13 protein-coding genes and 2 pseudogenes are annotated in these 18,989 nt (G+C 62.2%); 4 read left to right on the forward strand and 11 right to left on the reverse strand.

All coding sequences use genetic code 11. From position 1 onward, the window contains the following. The first annotated feature begins 96 nt into the window (after window positions 1–96). A complete protein-coding gene (locus OEG82_RS15680; protein WP_267613327.1) occupies window positions 97–1,242 on the forward strand; it encodes a DUF2865 domain-containing protein in 1,146 nt (381 codons plus the stop codon). 95 nt (window positions 1,243–1,337) lie between these two features. On the opposite strand, the gene OEG82_RS15685 is transcribed toward OEG82_RS15680, so the two are convergent. The 7 genes and pseudogenes from OEG82_RS15685 to OEG82_RS15715 all read right to left on the reverse strand — a co-directional run bounded on the left by OEG82_RS15685 (window position 1,338) and on the right by OEG82_RS15715 (window position 10,414). Beyond that, a complete protein-coding gene (locus OEG82_RS15685) occupies window positions 1,338–2,555 on the reverse strand; it encodes an MFS transporter (RefSeq protein ID WP_267614972.1) in 1,218 nt (405 codons plus the stop codon). Further along, window positions 2,552–4,238: pseudogene (locus tag OEG82_RS15690) on the reverse strand (NAD+ synthase). Before OEG82_RS15690 ends, OEG82_RS15685 begins: the two are co-directional and overlap by 4 nt. Before the next feature lie 97 nt (window positions 4,239–4,335). Further along, window positions 4,336–4,557, reverse strand: a complete 222-nt coding sequence (locus OEG82_RS15695; RefSeq protein ID WP_267613328.1) for a hypothetical protein — start codon at window positions 4,555–4,557, stop codon at window positions 4,336–4,338. A 36-nt stretch (window positions 4,558–4,593) separates the two neighbouring features. Then, window positions 4,594–5,430, reverse strand: a complete 837-nt coding sequence (locus OEG82_RS15700) for a DODA-type extradiol aromatic ring-opening family dioxygenase (RefSeq protein WP_267613329.1) — start codon at window positions 5,428–5,430, stop codon at window positions 4,594–4,596. A gap of 1,531 nt (window positions 5,431–6,961) precedes the next feature. Further along, window positions 6,962–7,387 (reverse strand): GFA family protein, encoded by a 426-nt coding sequence (locus tag OEG82_RS15705; protein WP_267613330.1) that lies wholly within the window; start codon window positions 7,385–7,387, stop codon window positions 6,962–6,964. An 845-nt stretch (window positions 7,388–8,232) separates the two neighbouring features. Then, window positions 8,233–9,607: pseudogene (locus OEG82_RS15710) on the reverse strand (class II 3-deoxy-7-phosphoheptulonate synthase). A 120-nt stretch (window positions 9,608–9,727) separates the two neighbouring features. Further along, window positions 9,728–10,414: a gamma-glutamylcyclotransferase family protein gene (locus OEG82_RS15715; RefSeq protein ID WP_267613331.1), complete on the reverse strand. Its 687-nt coding sequence runs from the start codon at window positions 10,412–10,414 to the stop codon at window positions 9,728–9,730. Window positions 10,415–10,643: 229 nt separating this feature from the next. Between OEG82_RS15715 and OEG82_RS15720 the strand changes: the two genes are divergently transcribed. The 3 genes from OEG82_RS15720 (at window position 10,644) to trxC (ending at window position 13,272) form a co-directional block, all read left to right on the forward strand. Next, entirely contained in the window at window positions 10,644–12,083 is a 1,440-nt protein-coding gene (locus tag OEG82_RS15720; protein WP_267613332.1) for an aldehyde dehydrogenase family protein, read from the forward strand. Window positions 12,084–12,197: 114 nt separating this feature from the next. Next, window positions 12,198–12,824, forward strand: a complete 627-nt coding sequence (locus tag OEG82_RS15725; protein WP_267613333.1) for a hypothetical protein — start codon at window positions 12,198–12,200, stop codon at window positions 12,822–12,824. 7 nt (window positions 12,825–12,831) lie between these two features. Beyond that, window positions 12,832–13,272 (forward strand): thioredoxin TrxC, encoded by a 441-nt coding sequence (trxC, locus tag OEG82_RS15730; protein ID WP_267613334.1) that lies wholly within the window; start codon window positions 12,832–12,834, stop codon window positions 13,270–13,272. A 166-nt stretch (window positions 13,273–13,438) separates the two neighbouring features. Here the strand turns inward: trxC and OEG82_RS15735 are convergent, their stop codons facing one another. The 4 genes from OEG82_RS15735 to OEG82_RS15750 all read right to left on the reverse strand — a co-directional run bounded on the left by OEG82_RS15735 (window position 13,439) and on the right by OEG82_RS15750 (window position 18,985). Then, complete coding sequence (locus OEG82_RS15735) at window positions 13,439–15,463, reverse strand: DUF2254 domain-containing protein (RefSeq protein ID WP_267613335.1); 2,025 nt, start codon at window positions 15,461–15,463, stop codon at window positions 13,439–13,441. Window positions 15,464–16,110: 647 nt separating this feature from the next. Further along, window positions 16,111–16,872, reverse strand: a complete 762-nt coding sequence (locus tag OEG82_RS15740) for a hypothetical protein (RefSeq protein WP_267613336.1) — start codon at window positions 16,870–16,872, stop codon at window positions 16,111–16,113. Between the two features lie 19 nt (window positions 16,873–16,891). After that, window positions 16,892–18,280 carry a glutathione-disulfide reductase gene (gene gor, locus OEG82_RS15745; protein WP_267613337.1) on the reverse strand — a complete coding sequence of 463 codons (1,389 nt, stop codon included), beginning with the start codon at window positions 18,278–18,280 and terminating at the stop codon, window positions 16,892–16,894. 165 nt (window positions 18,281–18,445) lie between these two features. After that, on the reverse strand, window positions 18,446–18,985 hold the full coding sequence (locus tag OEG82_RS15750; RefSeq protein WP_267613338.1) for a DUF2059 domain-containing protein: 540 nt from the start codon (window positions 18,983–18,985) through the stop codon (window positions 18,446–18,448). Window positions 18,986–18,989: the final 4 nt, after the last annotated feature.

Consider the following 18,989-nt stretch of genomic DNA (forward strand, 5'->3'; position numbering starts at 1 on the left):
CTTACACACACAAAGACTAGAATGCGATCTTCAATGCCATCCAAGAATTAACTCTTGATGGCATAGAACGCTATTGCATTCGTGTTGGAGTTGATCATGCGCCGGGTCTGGTTTCGCAGTCATTTGCTGGTGCTCGCGCTTGCCCTTTCGAGTGGCGGCGCGGCTCAGGCCTCTGCCGTATGCACCCAGCTCAAGGCGCAACTGGTCACGGCCAACTCGGCCAGCGGCTCCTCAGCCAATTACCGCCGATTTGCCGAAGCCGCGATCAAGCAGGACCGGCAGATCGGCAAGGTGCGGTCCGATTTGCGGCGCTATGGCTGCAGCAGCGGCAGCATCATCGTCCGCGGCGGCAGCAATGCCCGGGCCTGCGCCAAGCTCGAATCGGCCCACACCAAGATGCGCGCCAATCTCAAGGCGCTCGAGCGCAAGCGCGATTCCTATGCCCGCCGATCCAACAAGGCGCTCAAGCGCCGCATCCAGGCCGAGCTCAAGGCCAATGATTGCGATGGCAAGCGCGCCTCGATCCGCGCCGCCGCACTCAAGGGCAACAATGATGCCGTGACCGCGCGCCGCAGCAAGAGCTCCGGCCTGGTCGCCATTCTCGGCGACAGCGGCGGCACGTCGAGCTCGCGCGTTGTTGTCGAACCCAGAACCACGCGCGGCGGCAATTACCGCACCCTGTGCGTGCGCAGTTGCGACGGCTTCTTCTTCCCGGTTTCCTCGGCGGCCTCGCCGTCCGATTTCAGCCGCGACGAACGCACCTGCCAGATGATGTGCCCCGGTACCAGCGCGGAGCTGTATTTCCATTCCGCCACCGGCGAGGAGAGCGAGGACATGATCTCGGCCCGGACCCGCGAGCCCTATTCCGAGATGCCCAACGCCTTCGCCTATCGCAATGTCGGCGCGCCGATGAGCAAGGCCTGCAGCTGCAACATGGGCGCGTTCTACAAGGAAATGCAACGCCGCGAGGCGATCCTCAACGGCACCGCCACGGCCGAAGCGCCGCTGACCACCTGGGTGCGCCCGTTCAGCCGGCCCGACCCGGGCGAGGATCCCGAAACCGTTCTCGATGCCGAGATGCGGCTGACATCGGAAGATGTCGCCGCGGTGCTGGCCGCCGCCGGCAGCGAGCGCCCGCTGCCGCAGGAGCGCCGGCAGGTGCGGATGGTCGGCCCAACCTTCCTGCCTGACCAGGACGAGCATCTGGACCTGAGAGCCGGCGGCCAGCCCCTGATCCGCTGAACAGCTGACCTCGAAAGCAGCGGCTGCTCCCTGGCCTTTTCCGCTTCAGACCCTTGCCTGTATTTCCCGTATCCAGTCAGGGCCCCAGAGCCCTTTCAGCCGGCCGCACGCCGCCGCAGGGCCGCGCGGCTGACCTGGATCAGCACGGTGCTGATCAGCACGCAATAGATGCCCATGGCGGCGATCTGGGCCGGATAGGAGACGCCCGCATCGATCAGCGCGCCTGTGGCGCCGGGGCCGATGGCGGTGCCGAACACCATGAAGGCGACGATCAGCGAGCGGATGCCGCCGAGATGTTTTGCGCCATAGATCTCCGGCCACAGCGAGCCGAACAGGGTGGACGAGAACCCGTAGGAGACCCCCATCAGCGCCATGAAGACATAGGCGCCCCACGGCGCATCGGTTGACGCCAGCACGAAACACGACAGCGACAGCGGCACCAGGAACACCGGCAGCATCCGGATCGCCGAGAATCGGTCGATCAGATAGCCGGCAATCAGCGCGAAGCCGATGGTCATCGCCGACATGATCGCATAGGAGGCGGCGAACACGCTGGGTGGCCAGCCGCGCAGTTCGGACAGATAGACCTGGTGGAAAAACACCGTGGTGCCGATCACCGACGGCGCCATCACCCCCGACAGCGCTGCCCAGAACAAGGGATCTCGGATCACTTCAGCCCGGGTCCAGTCACGCACCGCCGGGGTGCCTGCATGATGCACCACCGATTGCGGCGTCCGCTCCAGCTTGAGCAACTGGTAGATCACCGGCAAGGCGACCAGCATCAGCACGGCGGCCGCCACCAGCCAGGAACCGCGCCAGCCGACAAGGGCGGCCACAGTGACGAAGCTGATCGGAAACACCGCCTCGCCGAAATTGACGCCGATGGCCGTCAGCGAGATCGCCCGCCCACGCTGGAGAGCAAACCAGCGCCCCATCGCGGTCATGGCGATGTGGCTGAACATGCCCTGCCCGAACAGCCTGAGCAGATAGACCGACAGCACCAGGAGCGCCAGCGAGCGCGACCAGGCCATCAGCACGCAGGCCAGCGCCAGCACGGGTGCCGCCAGCATCACCGTGGAGGCAACGGAAATGCGGTCGACGATCTTGCCGATCTGCGGCAGCGTTGCCGCACTGGCCAGCGTGGCGACCATGTAGAGCGTGCCGAATTCGCCGTGGCTCAGACCGTAGTCGGAGCGGATCTCACCGGCCGACAGCGAGATGAAATAGGTCTGGCCGAAGGACGAGAAGAATGTCAGCAGGAAGCCGCCGGCCAGCCAGCGGGCATTGTCGCGCAGAAATGTCAGGATCATCAGCGATCCCGGTAGCGGTTGGTGATCGGGTAGCGCCGGTCGCGGCCGAAATTCTTGCGGGTGATCTTGACGCCGGGCGCCGACTGACGGCGCTTGTATTCGGCGATATAGAGCAGATGCTCGATGCGGTGAACGACCGCCACATCATGGCCGCGGGCGACGATCTCGTCGACGCCCATCTCGTTTTCGACCAGGCATTCGAGAATGTCGTCAAGCACCGGATAAGGCGGCAGCGAGATCCTGGTCGGTCTGATCGGGTCTCAGTTCCGCCGAGGGCGCCTTGTCGATGATGTTGACCGGGATCACCTCGCCCGAGGGGCCGAGCGCGCCGGGCGGCACATGGCTGTTGCGCCAGCGCGACAGCGCATAGACCTGCATCTTGTAGAGGTCCTTGATCGGGTTGAAGCCGCCATTCATGTCGCCATAGAGCGTGGCATAGCCGACGCTCATCTCGCTCTTGTTGCCGGTGGTCACCACCATCGAGCCAAACTTGTTGGAGATCGCCATCAGGATGACGCCGCGGGCCCGGCTCTGCAGGTTTTCCTCGGTGATGCCTTCCTCTGTGCCTTCGAACATGTCGCCAAGGGCTGTGAGGAAGCCCTGCACCGGCTCCTCGATCGCCACCGAATCGTAGCGGCAGCCCAGCGCCCGGGCACAGGCCTCGGCATCGGCCAGCGAGCTTTCCGAGGTGTAGCGGTAGGGCAGCATGACGGCGCGCAGGCGTTCCTCGCCCAGCGCATCGACGGCCAGAGCGGCGCAGATTGCCGAATCGATACCGCCCGACAGGCCGAGCACCACATTGCGGAAACCGTTCTTGTTGACGTAATCGCGCAGGCCCAGCATGCAGGCGCGGTAATCGGCCTCCTCGGCCACCGGGATCTGCGAGACCGGTCCGCTGGCGCAGACCCAGCTGTCGTCAGGCTGGCGTTTCCAGGTGCTGACCGAGACTGCTTCCTCGAACTGGCTCATCTGGAAGGCGAGGCTCTTGTCGGCATTCATGGCGAAGCTGGCGCCATCGAAGACCAGCTCGTCCTGGCCGCCGACCTGGTTGGCATAAAGCATCGGCAGGCCGCTTTCGATGACCTGGCGCAGCACCACCTGATGGCGGATATCGACCTTGCCGCGATAATAGGGCGAGCCATTGGGCACGATCAGGATTTCGGCGCCGCTCTCGCCCAGCGTTTCGCAGACGCCGAGATCGCCCCAGATGTCCTCGCAGACCGGAATGCCGAAGCGGACGCCGCGCAGCGCCACCGGGCCGGGCATCGCGCCCACGTCAAACACCCGCTTCTCGTCGAATTCGCCGTAATTGGGCAGATCGACCTTGTCGCGCCAGGCCACCAGCTTGCCGCCATCGAGCACGGCGACCGAATTGAACCGCTTGCCGGCCTCGCTGCGCGGATAGCCGATGACCACCGCCGGGCCGCCATCGGCGGTGTCGGCAGCCAGTTCCTCGATCGCCCTGAGGCAGGAGCGCAGGAAGGCCGGCTTGAGCACCAGATCCTCCGGCGGATAGCCGGAAATGAACAGCTCGGTCAGCAACAGCACATCGGCGCCATGGCGGGCGGCATCGGCGCGCGCCTGCCGGGCCTTGGCGAGGTTGCCGGTAATATCGCCGACGGTGGGATTGAGCTGGCCGGTGGCAATGCGGATGGTGTCGGTCTGGGCGGATTGAAACTGGGTCATGGGTTTGGTGTTACCCCAAGTCGCTGCAGTTGAAAATCAGTGTTTTCCGATTGGCTCACCAAAGCTGACGACAAGATGCGCCGTGCGCTGCAGCAGCCTATTCGATCTGTTCATCCTGTTCCTGGGCAAGACCGACCACGGCGCCGGCAGTCGCCCCCACGGCCTTGCCGGACAGTTTCACCGCGCCGACGGCACCGCCGACCACCATGGAGCCCGCCCCGGTGACGGTCTTGGCGACGACATAGGTGCCGCAGCCCGCCAGCGACACGGACAGCGCCAGGACAAGACAGTGTGAAACAAGGCGGCGGTAAATGCTCATGGCAGAGGCCATAGGCCGGCCATGCTGAAAATCCGGTTAAGCCGCCGCTGCAATCCTTGCCTTGTCAAACCGCCACATGGTCATCGCCAGCACCCCGAATTCGGCGCTGTCATGCACCAGCTGCGCCCTGCCCGCCTCACCGGCGGCCCCGAGCGCCACAAAGAGCGGCAGCAGATGCTCGTCGGTGGGATGGTTTTGCGCGGCAAAGGGCGCCAGCCGGCGATAGTCGAGCAGCGCCGCAATGTCACCGGCGGCGATCTTGTCGTTCATCCAGTCGGCAAACTGCTGCACCCAGCCCGGCACCGCCAGCTGGCGCTGCCCGGACCGCAACGCCTTGAAGGCCTCGCCAAGATTGTGGGTGAACGAGCCCGAGCCGATCACCAGCACGCCGTCGGCGCCAAGCCCGGCGAGCGCCTGGCCGAGTTTGAAATGATGCTCCGGCCCCTGGGCCGGGTCAACCGAGACCGACACCACCGGAATGTCGGCCTCGGGATAGGCAAGTTTCAGCGGCACCCAGACGCCATGGTCAAAGCCGCGCCTGGCGACCGCGCGGGCCGAAAAGCCGGCCGCCTGCAGATCGGTCGCAATCCGCTGCGCCAGCGCCGGATCTCCGGGCGCGGGATATTGTATCGCATAAAGCTCGGGCGCGAAGCCGCCGAAATCATGGATGGTTTCGGGATGCGGATCAGCCGAGACGGCGACGCTGCCCGTTACTTCGAAATGGGCGCTGGCCACGACAATGGCGCGCGGTCGCGGCAGCTCGGCTGCCAGTTGCTTGAGCCAGGCTGCAGCGTCGGTGTCGGCAATCGCGGTGTCGGGCGAGCCGTGCGACAGGAACAGAGCCGGCATAAGGGTTTTGGACGAATGGGTCATGGATATTCTCCTTGGGCTCAATATAGGCGGGCAATTGCGTTCACGACAGACCATCGATTGATCACTAAGCGTTCGCAAATACTGAACACTCTGGCTGACTCCCCGAACACGGACATGGCAAAGCGCCCGATCGACCGCATCGCCGGGGTGTGAGCAGAAAATCAGTCCGGAGGGCCGCACGCAGGCTTTGCCTCTAGAAATTGATATTGGGTGGCGCAGCGCGCGCGCGGCCCGAGCATCGCCGGATGATGTCCGCATCCGACAGGCGGTTCCTCGCATCCTCGGGGTTTTACGCCCGCCCGGATTGCTCCGGCCGCAGCCTGGACCGGCCGCGGGAGATGGTTTTCGTGGTCCGGCACGTCTTTCCGTCTCGGGAAATCCGCCACAGGCCCGTTCCGGTGCCGCAGTCAACTCCGCCCGAAGGCGGGATCTGCCCGAAGGCAGTTCGCGAATGCAAGCCCGGCCCGGTGGCTGGCTTGGCCGGTTTACCCGGCTGCCAGCGGAGCCACGATGGTCACCGCCTCCTTCCGCGATCTGCCGCACGTTCCGGCACACCCCGAAAGGCCTTCCACCCGCCTGGTCCAGCACGTTCACGTTCCATCCGGCAGCGGGAGCACGCTGATCATGGCACGGGGGTGCGGAATGTGGAGAAAATGTCGGAGAATATTGATGGGATGGACAGGGCGCTGTTCCAGATTGTCGTCATGCCGGACCCCGATCCGGCATCCAGCGGGCGAGCGTCCGCGAGCCGGTAAACTCATGCAGCATAATCGTTTTTTGCGAGACGCTCTCCCGCGTCCGCAGAAGCGGGCGCAGCTGGATCCCGGCTCGGGGGCCGGGATGACGGTTGAGTGGGAACGGCGTTCAATCATAGCTCTTTATCCCCGACAATTTAGTATTTGCACTGCGTCCAATCTCCCCCCTTGCGGGGGAGATGTCACGAAGTGACAGAGGGGGCATGTTGCGTTTTATACCGGCAGCGCAGTGTTCGCTGAGGCGCATATTTTTGCACGATGGTGCCGCGCGCACCCTCTCCACCCTGGTGGGGGAGAAAGCAAAATCATGACCTTAGCTTCAGCTAAGTCATTGAATTTGCAGGAGAGCGGATTGGTTTCAGTGCCCAAAATTGTCCCCTCACTTGCGAATTTCCAGCACTTGGCTGAAGCCAAGGCGCTGAAATCGCTTTCTCTCCCACAAGGGGAGAGAAGGAGCTTCGCGCCTCATCTATAAACCATTGAAATATCTCAGGGATGGAGGGGGCGCTGTGCCAGATTGTCGTCATGCCGGACCCCGATCCGGCATCCAGCGGGCGAGCGTCCGCGAGCCGGTAAACTCCTGCGGCATCAAGGTTTTTGGCGAGACGCTCTCCCGCGTCCGCAGAAGCGGACGCAGCTGGATCCCGGCTCGGGGGCCGGGATGACGATGGAGAGGGAGTGGCGCTCAATCATAGCTCTTTTCCCCCGACAATTCGGTATTTGCACTGCGGCCAATCTCCCCCTTTCGGGGGATATTGCAACAAACCCAAAGCCCCTTAATCCTCCGCCACCAGCAACCCGGCCGAGCCTTTTTCATATTGCGGCAATCCGTCGGTGATCTCGTAGAAATCGCCCTTGTCGGCGCAGAAAATGTGCTTGGTGATCGCCAGGCCGGTGGGCTGGTCGAAGCTGCCGGCCAGCACCGAGATGTGCTGGTCCGCCTGATGCTTCCAGAACAGCGCCGAGCCGCAAATGGCGCAAAAACCGCGCCTGGCGACGTCGGAGCCCTGGTACCAGGTGATGTTGGCCTCGCCCTCGATCTCGATCATGTCATCAGCCACATTGGTGGCAGCGAAATAGAGGCCCGACTGGCGGCGGCATTGCGAGCAATGACAGGCCACGACCTCGCGCAAGGGGCCACGGGTGCGGAAGCGGACGGCACCGCAATTGCAGTGTCCGGTGCGGGTGTGGGTGTCTGACATGGCGGCTCCGAGGGATGTGATTCCGGTTGGCGTGATCAGACCACAAAGGCGTGCTGCCGTTCTACTGACATTTGCGACATCTCTGCGTCGTCGTCGTCTTCGGCGCAGCCGGCAGAGGATCCAGTGGGGGAGCGTCGGCGAGCCGGAAGACCATAGCAGCATTTCATATGTCGGAGAAAAGCTCTCCCGCGTCCGCAGACGTGGACGCTGCTGGATCCCGGATCAGGTCCGGGATGACGATGGTGGGGGGTGCACTACAAACCCGGCGCCGAAACGTGCCACCCAACCTCCCCCTTGAGGGGGGCCGAAGGACGGGGCGAGACCGGTGGCTCGTTCCCACGAGAGACAAGCTTTTGCAAAAAAGCGCAGTCGATCCGGGTGGGGGTCGCGGTGCCAAAAGCAGGCCCTGCAGAGTTGGGCGCATCCACACCCCCACCCGGATCAGCTGCGCTTCTCCGACCTCCCCTCAAGGGGAGGTTGGAATTTGTGCCGAATCTCGCGCCATGTGTGGATGAGGATTGCGGAACGGATCTCAGGGTCGGGGTTCTGGGATGACGAAACGAGAAGGCGGCGGATGACGATGCAAAACCGGCATCCTCTTTACGCACTCTCAAGTTCCGTCATGCCGGACCCCGATCCGGCATCCAGCGGGTGAGCGTCCGCGAGCCGGGATGCCCGATTACTCGACAAGTGAAAGAGTCCCTCACCGCGCAGACGCGCGGTGGCTGGATACCGGATCAAGTCCGGCATGACGGAGTTAGGATTGCGCGAGCGCCCCAAAAACCAAAAACGCCGGAGTTTCCTCCGGCGTTTTCATACCAATATCAGTCAGGTGCGACCAAAGATCAGCCGTTCACGACAGCCTTTTCCTCGTCGCGGCCGCCCTTCATGCGTTCGGCGACGAGGAAGGCGAGTTCGAGGGCCTGGTCGGCGTTGAGACGCGGGTCGCAATGGGTGTGGTAGCGATCCTGCAGGTCCTCGCCCGAGAGCGCGCGGGCGCCGCCGGTGCATTCGGTGACGTTCTTGCCGGTCATCTCGATGTGGATGCCGCCGGGATGGGTGCCCTCGGCGCGGTGGATCTGGAAGAACGAGATCCACTTCCGACAGGATCCGCTCGAAGGGACGGGTCTTGTAGTTGTTCATGGTGATGGTGTTGCCATGCATCGGATCGCACGACCACACCACCTTGCGGCCTTCGCGCTCGACGGCGCGGATCAGCTTGGGCAGATGATCGGCAACCTTGTCGTGACCGAAGCGCGCAATCAGCGTCAGCCGGCCGGCTTCATTGGCCGGGTTGAGGATGTCGATCAGCGAGAGCAGCTCGTCGGGCTCGAGCGACGGGCCGCATTTGAGACCGATCGGGTTCTTGATGCCGCGGGCATATTCGACATGGGCATGGTCGAGCTGGCGGGTGCGGTCGCCGATCCAGATCATGTGGCCGGATGTGGCGTAGTGATCGCCCGAGGTCGAATCGATGCGGGTCATGGCTTCTTCATAGCCAAGCAGCAGCGCTTCATGGCTGGTGAAGAAATCGGTCTCGCGCAGATTGGCGTGGTTGTCGGCGGTGATCCCGATCGCCTTCATGAAATCCATGGTCTCGGAAATCCGGTCGGCGAGCTTGCGGTAGCGCTCGGCCTGGGGGCTGTCCTTGATGAAGCCGAGCATCCACTGGTGCACATTGTCGAGATTGGCATAACCACCCTGGGCAAAGGCGCGCAGCAGATTGAGCGTGGCCGCCGACTGCCGGTAGGCCATGATCTGGCGTTCCGGATTGGGGATGCGGTCGGCTTCGTTGAAATCGATGCCGTTGATGATGTCGCCGCGGTAGCTCGGCAGCTCGATGCCGTCCTTGGTCTCGATATTGGACGAGCGCGGCTTGGCGAACTGGCCCGCAATGCGGCCGATCTTGACCACCGGCTGCTGGGCGCCGAAGGTCAGCACCACGGCCATCTGCAGGAAGACGCGGAAGAAATCACGGATATTGTCGGCCTCGTGCTCGGCGAAGCTCTCGGCGCAATCGCCGCCCTGAAGCAGAAAGCCCCTGCCTTCGGCGACATCGGCAAGCACCGATGTCAGCCGGCGGGCCTCACCCGCAAACACAAGCGGGGGAAACTTGGCCAGCCGCGCTTCGGTCACTTTCAGCGCCTCTGCATCGGGATAATCCGGGACCTGCTGGATCGGTTTGTTGCGCCAGCTCGAAGGGGTCCAGTTCTGTGCCATGTCGTTCACCGTGTTGGCCGGGCGGTCACCCGGCAGTTTTGCGGGATTGAGCCCGCTGATTGATCGATTTGACCGGGCTTATAACGATCAATTGACCGCCTGCAAACCCGGGAATGCGAATCAGCTTCCGGTTGGCCGCCGGCGCCGGCCCAGCGACAGCTCGAACAGCTCGATTTCGGCCGGCGAAAGCGTCACCGCGCGCGGATAGAGCGGCGCGTGCCGGTCCTCGTGGATTTCGGTGTGAAAGGCGTCGGTTTCGGCGACGAAGCGGTGCACGCCTTCCGCCCCGAATTCGCGCAAGAAACCCTGCATCACCGCATCGAGATAGGAGCGCAGGATCGGCGAAGGCCCTTCGGCCCGCGGGTGCTCGGGACGCGCCTCATAGACATGCAGGCTGAAATCCGGCGCAGCGGCAACCCCGGTCACTGCCGGCAGGTGGTCCGGACCGAATTCGAGGTCGGCAAGCACGATGTCGCGGCGGTGATAGCGGAATTCGCGGGCATCGATGGCGGGCAGATTGGCGGCAAAATCAATCACCAAGAGCCCGTCGATAAAGCTTTCCGGCGCGCGCTCGGCGGTCAGCATCGACGGCGTCAGCGTGTGACCGGTTCCGGCGACGGCGTCGTGTTCCATCACCGGACGCGGCCGCCAGGTCCGGCGCCAGCCTTTCAGCCGGGCCGGCCAGGCTGCAAGGATTTCGGTGCGCAGAGTGGCGTGGTTGACCAGCGAGCCATAGCCGAAATAGCCGACCAGGTCTTTTGACCCGGCAAGGTGTTTGAGATCGGCGATGGAAGGCTGTGATGACATGATGGTCCCGGGCCTGGAAGTGCCGCATGGGCAGCGATGGCGTTGTCACAGAAATGGGGTGTGAAACGCCCGATGTCAAAGCCGTACCGATGCTGACCGGCTGCAGGGACGGCGTCAGACGCCCCTCGTCCGGTCAAAAAGCGCGAACGCGCTTGAGTTGAAGACGGCCGCAGTGCGACATAGATGTGAAGCAGAATGATCCTGTCCCTCCGATTGCAGGCAGACCCGCATGACCCAGACGCCCGAGACCCAGACTCCAGAGCCCGAGACGCCCGAGATTCCCGAGACCCAGTCGCCGGAGGCACAGATTCCCGGCATGATGGCCGGTCTGCGCGCCACATTCGAAAGCCGGGCGACCCGGCCGATCGAATGGCGCCGGGCGCAGTTGCAGCGCTTGAGCGCGATGATCAAGGACAATGAGGCCGAGATCCTGGCGGCGCTGAAGGCGGATCTCGGCCGTTCGGCCAATGAATCGCGGCTGGTCGAGACCAACACGCTGCAAGGCGAGATCAGCCATGTGCTCAGGCATCTCAAGCGCTGGATGCGGCCGCAGCGGGTGCCGACGCCGCTGACCAACCAGCCCGGCCGCTCGGAGATCATGTCCGAGCCGCTGGGCGTGGTGCTGATCATGGCGCCGTGGAACTACCCGGTCTATCTGGTCGGGATGCCGCTGATCGGGGCGATTGCGGCGGGCAATTGCGCGGTGCTCAAACCCTCGGAGATTTCCGCCAATACCTCAAAGCTGCTGGCGCGGCTGATCCCCTCTTATATGGATGCCGAGGCGATCAGGGTTGTCGAAGGCGATGCCGACACCGCCAATCAACTGCTGCAGCAACGGTTCGACCATATCTTCTTCACCGGCAGTGCGGCGATCGGCAGGATCGTGATGGAAGCGGCGGCGAAACATCTCACCCCGGTGACGCTGGAGCTTGGCGGCAAGAGCCCCTGCATCGTCACCCCCGATTGCGATCTCGAGGTTGCTGCACGGCGGGTGGCCTGGGGCAAGTTTCTCAATGCCGGCCAGACCTGCGTTGCGCCGGACCATGTGCTGGCGCACGAGAGCGTGGCCGGGGACTTCGTCACCCGTCTCAAAGCCGCGACGAAACGCTTTTACGGTGATGACCCGAAGGCCAGCCCGGATTATCCGCGCATCATCAATGACAGGCATTTTGCCCGGGTCAGCCGGCTGATCGCCGACGGCACGGTGGAATGCGGCGGCGACACCGAGCCGGCCTCGCGCTACATCGCGCCGACCATCCTCACCGGCGTCGATCCGGCCTCGGACGTGATGAGCCAGGAGATCTTTGGCCCGGTGCTGCCGGTGATCACCTATGCGAACATCGACGAGGCGATCGGCTTTGTCAGCGCCCGGCCGAAACCGCTGGCGCTCTATCTGTTTTGCAATGACGGCGAGACCCGCGACCGGGTGCTGAGCGAGACCAGTTCGGGCGGCGCGGTGATCAATGACGTGGTCACCCATCTGGCGGTGCCGGAACTGCCCTTTGGCGGGGTCGGCGCCAGCGGCATGGGCGCCTGCCATGGCCGTGCCTCGTTCGACACATTCAGCCATGCCAAGGGCGTGCTGACCAAGTCGGAGAGATTCGAGGTGAAACTGCGCTATGCCCCGTTTACGGCGCTGAAATCACGGCTGATCCGGCTGGTGAGCTGAGCCGGGCAGCGGCGGACACAGCCAAATCAACCGGCGGGCTTTGACACATATCAAGGCCGCGATGTCTGCCGGTGCTATGGCTAAACCATGCAACAAGCCAGCGGAGAAACGCAGATGAGCGGACAGTCAGCCTATTCCAACACCACCGAAGCCGTCGGCGTGTTCCACACGGCCGAAGACCTGCAGGCCGCGATCGACGATCTGCTGTCCCAGGGGTTCAACCGCATGGATCTGAGCATCCTGGCCTCGGAAACGGCGATCGAGGACAAGCTGCATGAAGCCTATGTCCCGGCCAAAAAACTCGAGGACCGGGTCGAGGTGCCGACCACGGCCTTCGTGTCGACCGAATCCATCGGCGACGCCATGGGCGCGGTGATCGGGGTGCTGGTCTATGTGCCGGCAATGATCGGGGCTGCCGCCGTGGTGGCCTCGGGCGGCGCGCTGGCGGCGGCGGCCACGGCGGCGCTGATTGCCGGCGGCGTCGGCGGATCGATCGGCACGGTGATGGCCGGGCTGATCGGCGCGGCCAAGGCCGAGGAGATCGAACAGCATCTGCAGGCCGGCGGGTTGCTGCTGTGGGTCCGCACCCGCGACGAGCAGCACGAGGAACGCGCGCTCGGCATCCTCAAGGGCCACAATGGCGACGGCGTTCACCTCCACACCCTGCCCTCGCTGGTCGGAACCGGCTACACTGCGCCGATCGAGGACGTCGTTGACGTCGACATGGCCAAATCCGAATGAGACCCGCATGAGCGACCCGATTCACATCGTCTGCCCGAAATGCCAGGCGAAAAACCGCATCCCGGCACAAAAGCTCGGCGCCAAGCCCACCTGCGGCGTCTGCAAGGCGCCGCTGTTTCCGGCCACGCCGTTCGAGCTTGACGAGGCAAAGCTCAACAAGCACCTCAAGGGCGACGAGATCCCGCTGCTGGTGGATTTCTGGGCGCCCTGGTGCGCCCCGTGCAAGGCGATGGCGCCGGCATTCGCCGAGGCGAGCCTGCAGATGGCGCCGGATCTGCGCTTTGCCAAGCTCGACACCGAACAGCACCAAAGCGTTGGCGGAAGATTCCAGATCCGCGGCATCCCGCTGATCATCCTGTTCGACAAGGGCAAGGAAGTGGCCCGCCACGCCGGAGCCATGGATTCGCGCGGGATTGTGAACTGGGTGGGGCAGTATTTACAGGGGTAGAGGTGACCGGTTTGGTATGATGGCAAGTCCGGTTCTTGAGAGATCGAGAACAGGAGCTTGTGGCCCTGAGCCGACCTTCGTGTCATTACTATCCGCTCTCGCGTTGCAGCACTTGGCACCGGGCATTCGCCGCGACTGCGAGAACTAGCGTTGGCACCATGCCTGCCTATGCAGCTTCTGGGTCAAGAAGATCAGCAACTGCGTTCATGCATTCGGCAAACCGTCCACGGTCCACGCGGCTCATATGATAACCTACAGACCCGAGGCCGTAGCGGTCATTTGATGGGTTTTTGGCAATCTCGCGAAGATCATCGGCCGCCCGCTTTCGAATTTCTTCATCGATCGACCTTCCTGGGAGGCGGATGGTGAACTCGTTCTTGAGCCAAGTCACCCAGCCTGAGCCTTCCTTCCACACAGCCAAAACACAGAGCGCCGTCAAAGCACGCGCAAGAGACCCCCAGCCGGTCTGATACTTCCCTGCCTTCAATGACCAGCGAAACAAGACATAACGTGCAGCTTCTGCAATCTCATCCTCCCCTTTGCCATGCATTTCTAGAGTGACTTCGAACAGTTGTTCAATGAACTGGAAGTTTTCTACAAATGCCACAACTTCCTTTTCATCCGGGAGCCAGTCTAAAACATAAATAAGTCTCTTTGCATTTCGTATTAGTTCGGTTCGGTCATGATCCGAGGCAGCCGGAGCGGTGGAGGCGACAACCAAAACCTTGGTGATATGGCAAATCCAATTTATGAGGTCCAGCGCGAGGAATGATTGCTTATTCACAGCGGCCAGAAGTAGCTGCTTCTCCCCTTCGTGGATGCCGTCAGACCAAGCCGAAAGATGATCTAATATCCTCTTCGCATCGTCATCCACGGCGGGGCGCTCAATGACGGCATTGATGAGCTTCCTCAGCCCGTCGCCAAAAGTTCCGTAATCCGTAAGCGCATAGTAGGGCTTGAGATGAGCGCTATGTTGGCTCGCCAATGGCTTGTCCGCTGTGAGCAGCACAGCATGTGCTATTGTCCGTATAGATGAACTAACCTCTTTGCTTGGGAAGTTGATATCGCGTTCCTCGCTTCTCAGCATGCTAAATGCCAAATTGGCGAGTTGCTGAACTGCTGTAGAGGTGATCGGTTCGTGACCTGGCTTTACCAACCCTAGTAGCGCGACGGTCGAGATGCTCTTGGCAATCGTTATTACGCCAAGTGCGCGACGGGCCTGAACCAGAACGAGCGCGCACTGACCGAGGAGGCGCACTCCTTCCATCAAAACATCCGGCCCGAAGGTTCGCGGTGCCCCCTCGACAACACCGGTGAGATAAGACGCAGCCAATTGCGAGTGGCGCAGTTCCACGTTGAATTTCCTGCCGTAATCGATATGGGTGTATGTACCGCAAAGGCTCGCCAGCGTACTCATCACTTGAATAAATTGTTCCTCATCCGATCTCCCTTGCGCCGACATGGCCAACCGGCGCAGTTTCTCCAGCGTGTCTGAAATTAAGGCTTCGGTTGTAAGAGGGTTTGTAAAGAATGGATTTGAGGCGAAGAAAGTATCTCCTCGGGTGGATATATATCGCCCATTGATGCGCACTAATCCATTCAGAGCGATGGCCGAAACGTCATATTCGCCTTGCTCCGCGTATCGCCGCGCGAACGCAAGCATATGAGACGAAGCTTCGCGAACATCGCTCTCCCATTCCGGGTGCAACTGGAAGAACGATGCCCGCGCAATATCTCGGTTAACGCCGGGCGTGGGCCTGTTTTCGAGGAACGGGGCGAAGCGATCTGCGCGTTTTTCCCATCGGCGCATTGAGCGGTCGGCTTTATGAAGAACGATCTGCATTTGTTTGGCGGGACTTATCAGATCTAGCGCACGCTTGTAGGCGATGAAGAACAGGGCAAGCGCAGCCAGCATACACCAGCTGCTCACGATCACAGCTGGTGCAATCCACGTTTCGTCAGGCAGCAAAGCGCAGAGGCCGATGACGACTCCGAATATGAAGGTGGCTGCGAAGCTGGCTAGCAACGGCACATCGGAACTCAATCTGCGGAACAATCCAAAAGGGATGCGCGCGAAATTGAGCTGCACCGCCAGCATAACCACCGAGAAGATGATGGCGGTTGCGCCAATCAGAGACGCACCGATGCCCACAAGCAGAGAACGGAAAGCAGACAGTCTCTCTGATGCCAAGAAAAAGTGCGGTTCCAAGTTACTTTGAAGGGTAGGCGTCAGCATAATACTTGCAGCGATCAGGGAGGCGGTCACGGCAAATAGGAATATGGTGCTATGACTAAACAGCCAACGGGTAAATCTAATCCTGTGGTTGAGCAGTTTCCATTGCGATCTTGCGACGAAGCGGCTTATGCGCCTCGGAAGGCGACCAAATAATACTCTTCTACGTCTCCGCAATCGCGTGATGCGAAACCTGATGAAACCCCGTAAACAGCTAAGAATATTTCTGATCCCCATGTGCAAGTTGTGCTTTTATGGCTCTGCACTGTCAAGTTTCTCCCCGAAGGCGTTTGTCGGCCATAGGAAAGCGTCAAGACAGGCGCATTTTGGTTTCGTGCGCCTTGCTACCGCACCGCTTCGCTCGGATGGAAGCGCGGTGAAGTATGTGTCTAAATTCAAAGCCGCTACATTGACGCCGAAAGATCGTCTGCAGTTCTTGCTACTGTGTGACTTTTCAACGTCCGCTTCCTGCAGATGATACTTTTAGCGTTCCAAGACGCGAACTACCGCTCCCCGCCCAAAGCGACCAGGCCCGTCTTCCAGCACCCAGCCAACACGACATTATCCCTGCCCCGCAACCCACCACCTCACCCCCCTGAATCAGTTTACCCGAACCTCCCCGCAAGCCTCTGAAACAACGCCCTTATCCGCGCGCCCACCGGCGTCACTTGCGGCACCGGCCAGTCCACTGCGTGCTGCGGTGGCCCGAAATTCTGGTCCGCGCCAGCCGCCTTCAGCGCGGCTTCGAAAATCCGGCAATTGCGGGCGATTTCGGGGCCGATCTGTTTGGCGTCGCCATTGACGATGTCGCGGGCGGCGGCGTAGTCGAGGCCCTGGGCGGTGGCGAAATCGGCGAGCTTGCAGGGGCGGAACCAGCCTTCGATCATGCCGGAAAACGCCACATGGGCGGAGATGACGGGATCGAGGATCAGATCGTAATTTTCAGCCAGGCCGATGCGGACGCCGAAGCGGGTCTTGAGCCTTTGTTCGGCGTTGACGTAATTGCGGCGGTGGGTGAGCTGGATGTCGCCGCCGCCGACCGGGTGGCGTCCGGTCTCGTCGGGCAGCCAATAGGGTGACTTGACCCATTTCAGCCGGCCCGCGTCAAAAGCTTTCTGCAGGCGTTCGGCCGAGGTCTTGCGGTCGGGCGCAAAGGCCTCGAGCACCGGCTCCATCCGCCCGCCGGTCTCGCGAAAGATCTGGCCGAGGGCTGCGGCGAGAAAGCTCACCGGGTGGCCTGCGGCGTACCACCGGGCCCAGACATCAAGCTTTGTCTGAAACCCTGCCCGCTGCGCCGCGCTGATCCCGTCCGGAAACAGCTGCGGATCGGTGACGCTCAGGTGATGATAGAAGGCCTTGCGGTCCAATCGCGTTACCCCGGAGGTCTCAGACCCGCTCGCCACCCTTCACCCGGTAGCTGGGCTGATACATGGTCACCAGCTCTTCCGAGGCGGTGGGGTGGACGGCCATGGTGCGGTCGAAATCGTCCTTGGTGCAGCCGGCCTTCAGCACGATGCCGAGGATCTGCGCCAGTTCGCCGGCCTCGTGGCCGAGAATATGGACGCCGACCACCTTGCGGTCTTCGGCATTGACGACGATCTTCATGATCGATTTTTCGTTCCGGCCCGACAGCGTCGCCTTCATCGGGCGGAATTCGGCGCGGTAGATTTCGAGCTCGTCAAAACGTTTCGAGGCCTCGTCCTCCGACAGGCCGATGGTGCCGATCTCGGGCTGCGAGAACACCGCCGTGGCGATCAGGTCATGATCGGGCGAGGTCGGGCGGTCATGGTAGAGCGTGTCGATGAGGCACATGGCCTCGTGGATCGCCACCGGGGTGAGCTGCACCCGGTCGGTGACGTCGCCGACGGCATAAATGCTCTCGACATTGGTGCGCGAATAGTCATCGATCAGGATCTCGCCCTTGTGGCCGGTTTCAACGCCCGCCTTGTCAAGCCCGAGGCCTTCGGTGTTGGGATCACGGCCGAGCGCCAGCATGACCTGGTCAGCCACCAGCGCCTTGCCATTGGAGGTGTGGGCCAGCAGCCGGCCGTCCGGGCCGCGCTCGATCTTCGAAAACACCTCGTGGCAGAGGATGCGGATGCCCTTTTCCTCCATCGCCGCATGCAGCCCGCGGCGCATGTCCATGTCGAAGCGCGACATGATTTCCTTGCCGCGATAGATCAGCGTGGTTTCGACGCCCAGACCATGGAAGATATTGGCAAATTCCACCGCGATATAGCCGCCGCCGGCGATGACGATGGCCTTGGGCAGCGCATCGAGATGGAAGGCCTCGTTGGAGCTGATGCAGAGCTCGTGGCCCGGCAGCGAGGCATGCGGATTGGGCCGTCCGCCGACGGCAATCAATATGTGTTTGGCGGTCACCGTGACGCCGGTGGCCTTGATCAGCACCGAATGTGGCCCGGTGAGTTCGGCGCGCGAGGCGATGATCTCGGCGCCGGCATTTTCCAGTCCGCGCTTGTAGAGGCCTTCGAGCCGGTCGATCTCGCGGTCCTTGTTGGCAATCAGCGTCGGCCAGTCGAAGGAGGTTTCGCCCACGCTCCAGCCAAAGCCGTGGCTGTCTTCGAAATGCTCGGCAAATTGCGAGGCATAGACAAAGAGTTTCTTCGGCACACAGCCGCGGATGACGCAGGTGCCGCCAAAGCGGAATTCCTCGGCGATGGCCACCTTCTTGCCCAGCCCGGCAGCCAGCCGCGCCGCGCGCACCCCGCCCGAACCGCCGCCAATGACAAACAGGTCAAAGTCAAATTCGGTCATGGCGGAATTCCTTTTGGTGAATGCTGGCCGGAACGGCGGGGCCAAGGGGACTGCCCTATTTAGCCATCTCAGGGCAAAATAAAAGCCCGGGGACCGGCCCGGGCTCTCGATTTCAGGCTGCCACACGGCAAAGTGATGGCAGCATCAGCGCAAGACCCGAAAGGATCAGGGCTGCTTTTCGCCTTCCACCTTGGGGCGCGCGCCGATCTTTTCCTGCAGCGCCTTGTTGGTGTTTTCGGCCAGGTCACGGCTGATTCCGGCGGACCAGATTTCAGCCGACTTGATCAGTTCGCGGGTGACCAGCGGGCCATTGTCGATCAGCTTCTTGCCGGCATCGGAATTGTAGAAATCGGCAATTGCGGTGAGTTCTTCCTTGCTGAAGGCCCGGGCGTAGATCTGCGCGGCTTCCTTTTCCAGATCGGCGCGGCGTGGCACGATCTTGAGTGCCTCCTCGTCGATGGTCTCGCTGATGACTTCCTGCAGATCGGCATTGGCCCGGATCAGGTTGACCTTGAGCTGCTCTGCCGATGCGGGGATCACGACATCGAACTGATCGGTGGATTTGAGCGCAGTGATGGCGGCGCGGGCGGCGGCGAGATGGTCGTCGCTCAGTTCCTGCGCCAGGGCCGAATGGCTCGCAACGGCGAGGCTCGAGGCGACGATCATGCCCGCGCCGAAGCGCTTGAGACCGGTAAAGATAGTCATGTTC

This window comes from Hoeflea ulvae (assembly GCF_026619435.1).
GTDB classification, from domain to species: Bacteria; Pseudomonadota; Alphaproteobacteria; order Rhizobiales; family Rhizobiaceae; genus Hoeflea; species Hoeflea ulvae.

Bases quoted from the DNA above. Each gene is read 5' to 3' on its own strand.
- OEG82_RS15680 (WP_267613327.1), top strand. From the start codon at position 97: ATGCGCCGGGTCTGGTTTCGCAGTCATTTGCTGGTGCTCGCGCTTGCC.
- OEG82_RS15695 (WP_267613328.1), bottom strand. From the start codon at position 4,557: ATGAGCATTTACCGCCGCCTTGTTTCACACTGTCTTGTCCTGGCGCTG.
- OEG82_RS15700 (WP_267613329.1), bottom strand. From the start codon at position 5,430: ATGACCCATTCGTCCAAAACCCTTATGCCGGCTCTGTTCCTGTCGCAC.
- OEG82_RS15705 (WP_267613330.1), bottom strand. From the start codon at position 7,387: ATGTCAGACACCCACACCCGCACCGGACACTGCAATTGCGGTGCCGTC.
- OEG82_RS15715 (WP_267613331.1), bottom strand. From the start codon at position 10,414: ATGTCATCACAGCCTTCCATCGCCGATCTCAAACACCTTGCCGGGTCA.
- OEG82_RS15720 (WP_267613332.1), top strand. From the start codon at position 10,644: ATGACCCAGACGCCCGAGACCCAGACTCCAGAGCCCGAGACGCCCGAG.
- OEG82_RS15725 (WP_267613333.1), top strand. From the start codon at position 12,198: ATGAGCGGACAGTCAGCCTATTCCAACACCACCGAAGCCGTCGGCGTG.
- trxC (WP_267613334.1), top strand. From the start codon at position 12,832: ATGAGCGACCCGATTCACATCGTCTGCCCGAAATGCCAGGCGAAAAAC.
- gor (WP_267613337.1), bottom strand. From the start codon at position 18,280: ATGACCGAATTTGACTTTGACCTGTTTGTCATTGGCGGCGGTTCGGGC.
- OEG82_RS15750 (WP_267613338.1), bottom strand. From the start codon at position 18,985: ATGACTATCTTTACCGGTCTCAAGCGCTTCGGCGCGGGCATGATCGTC.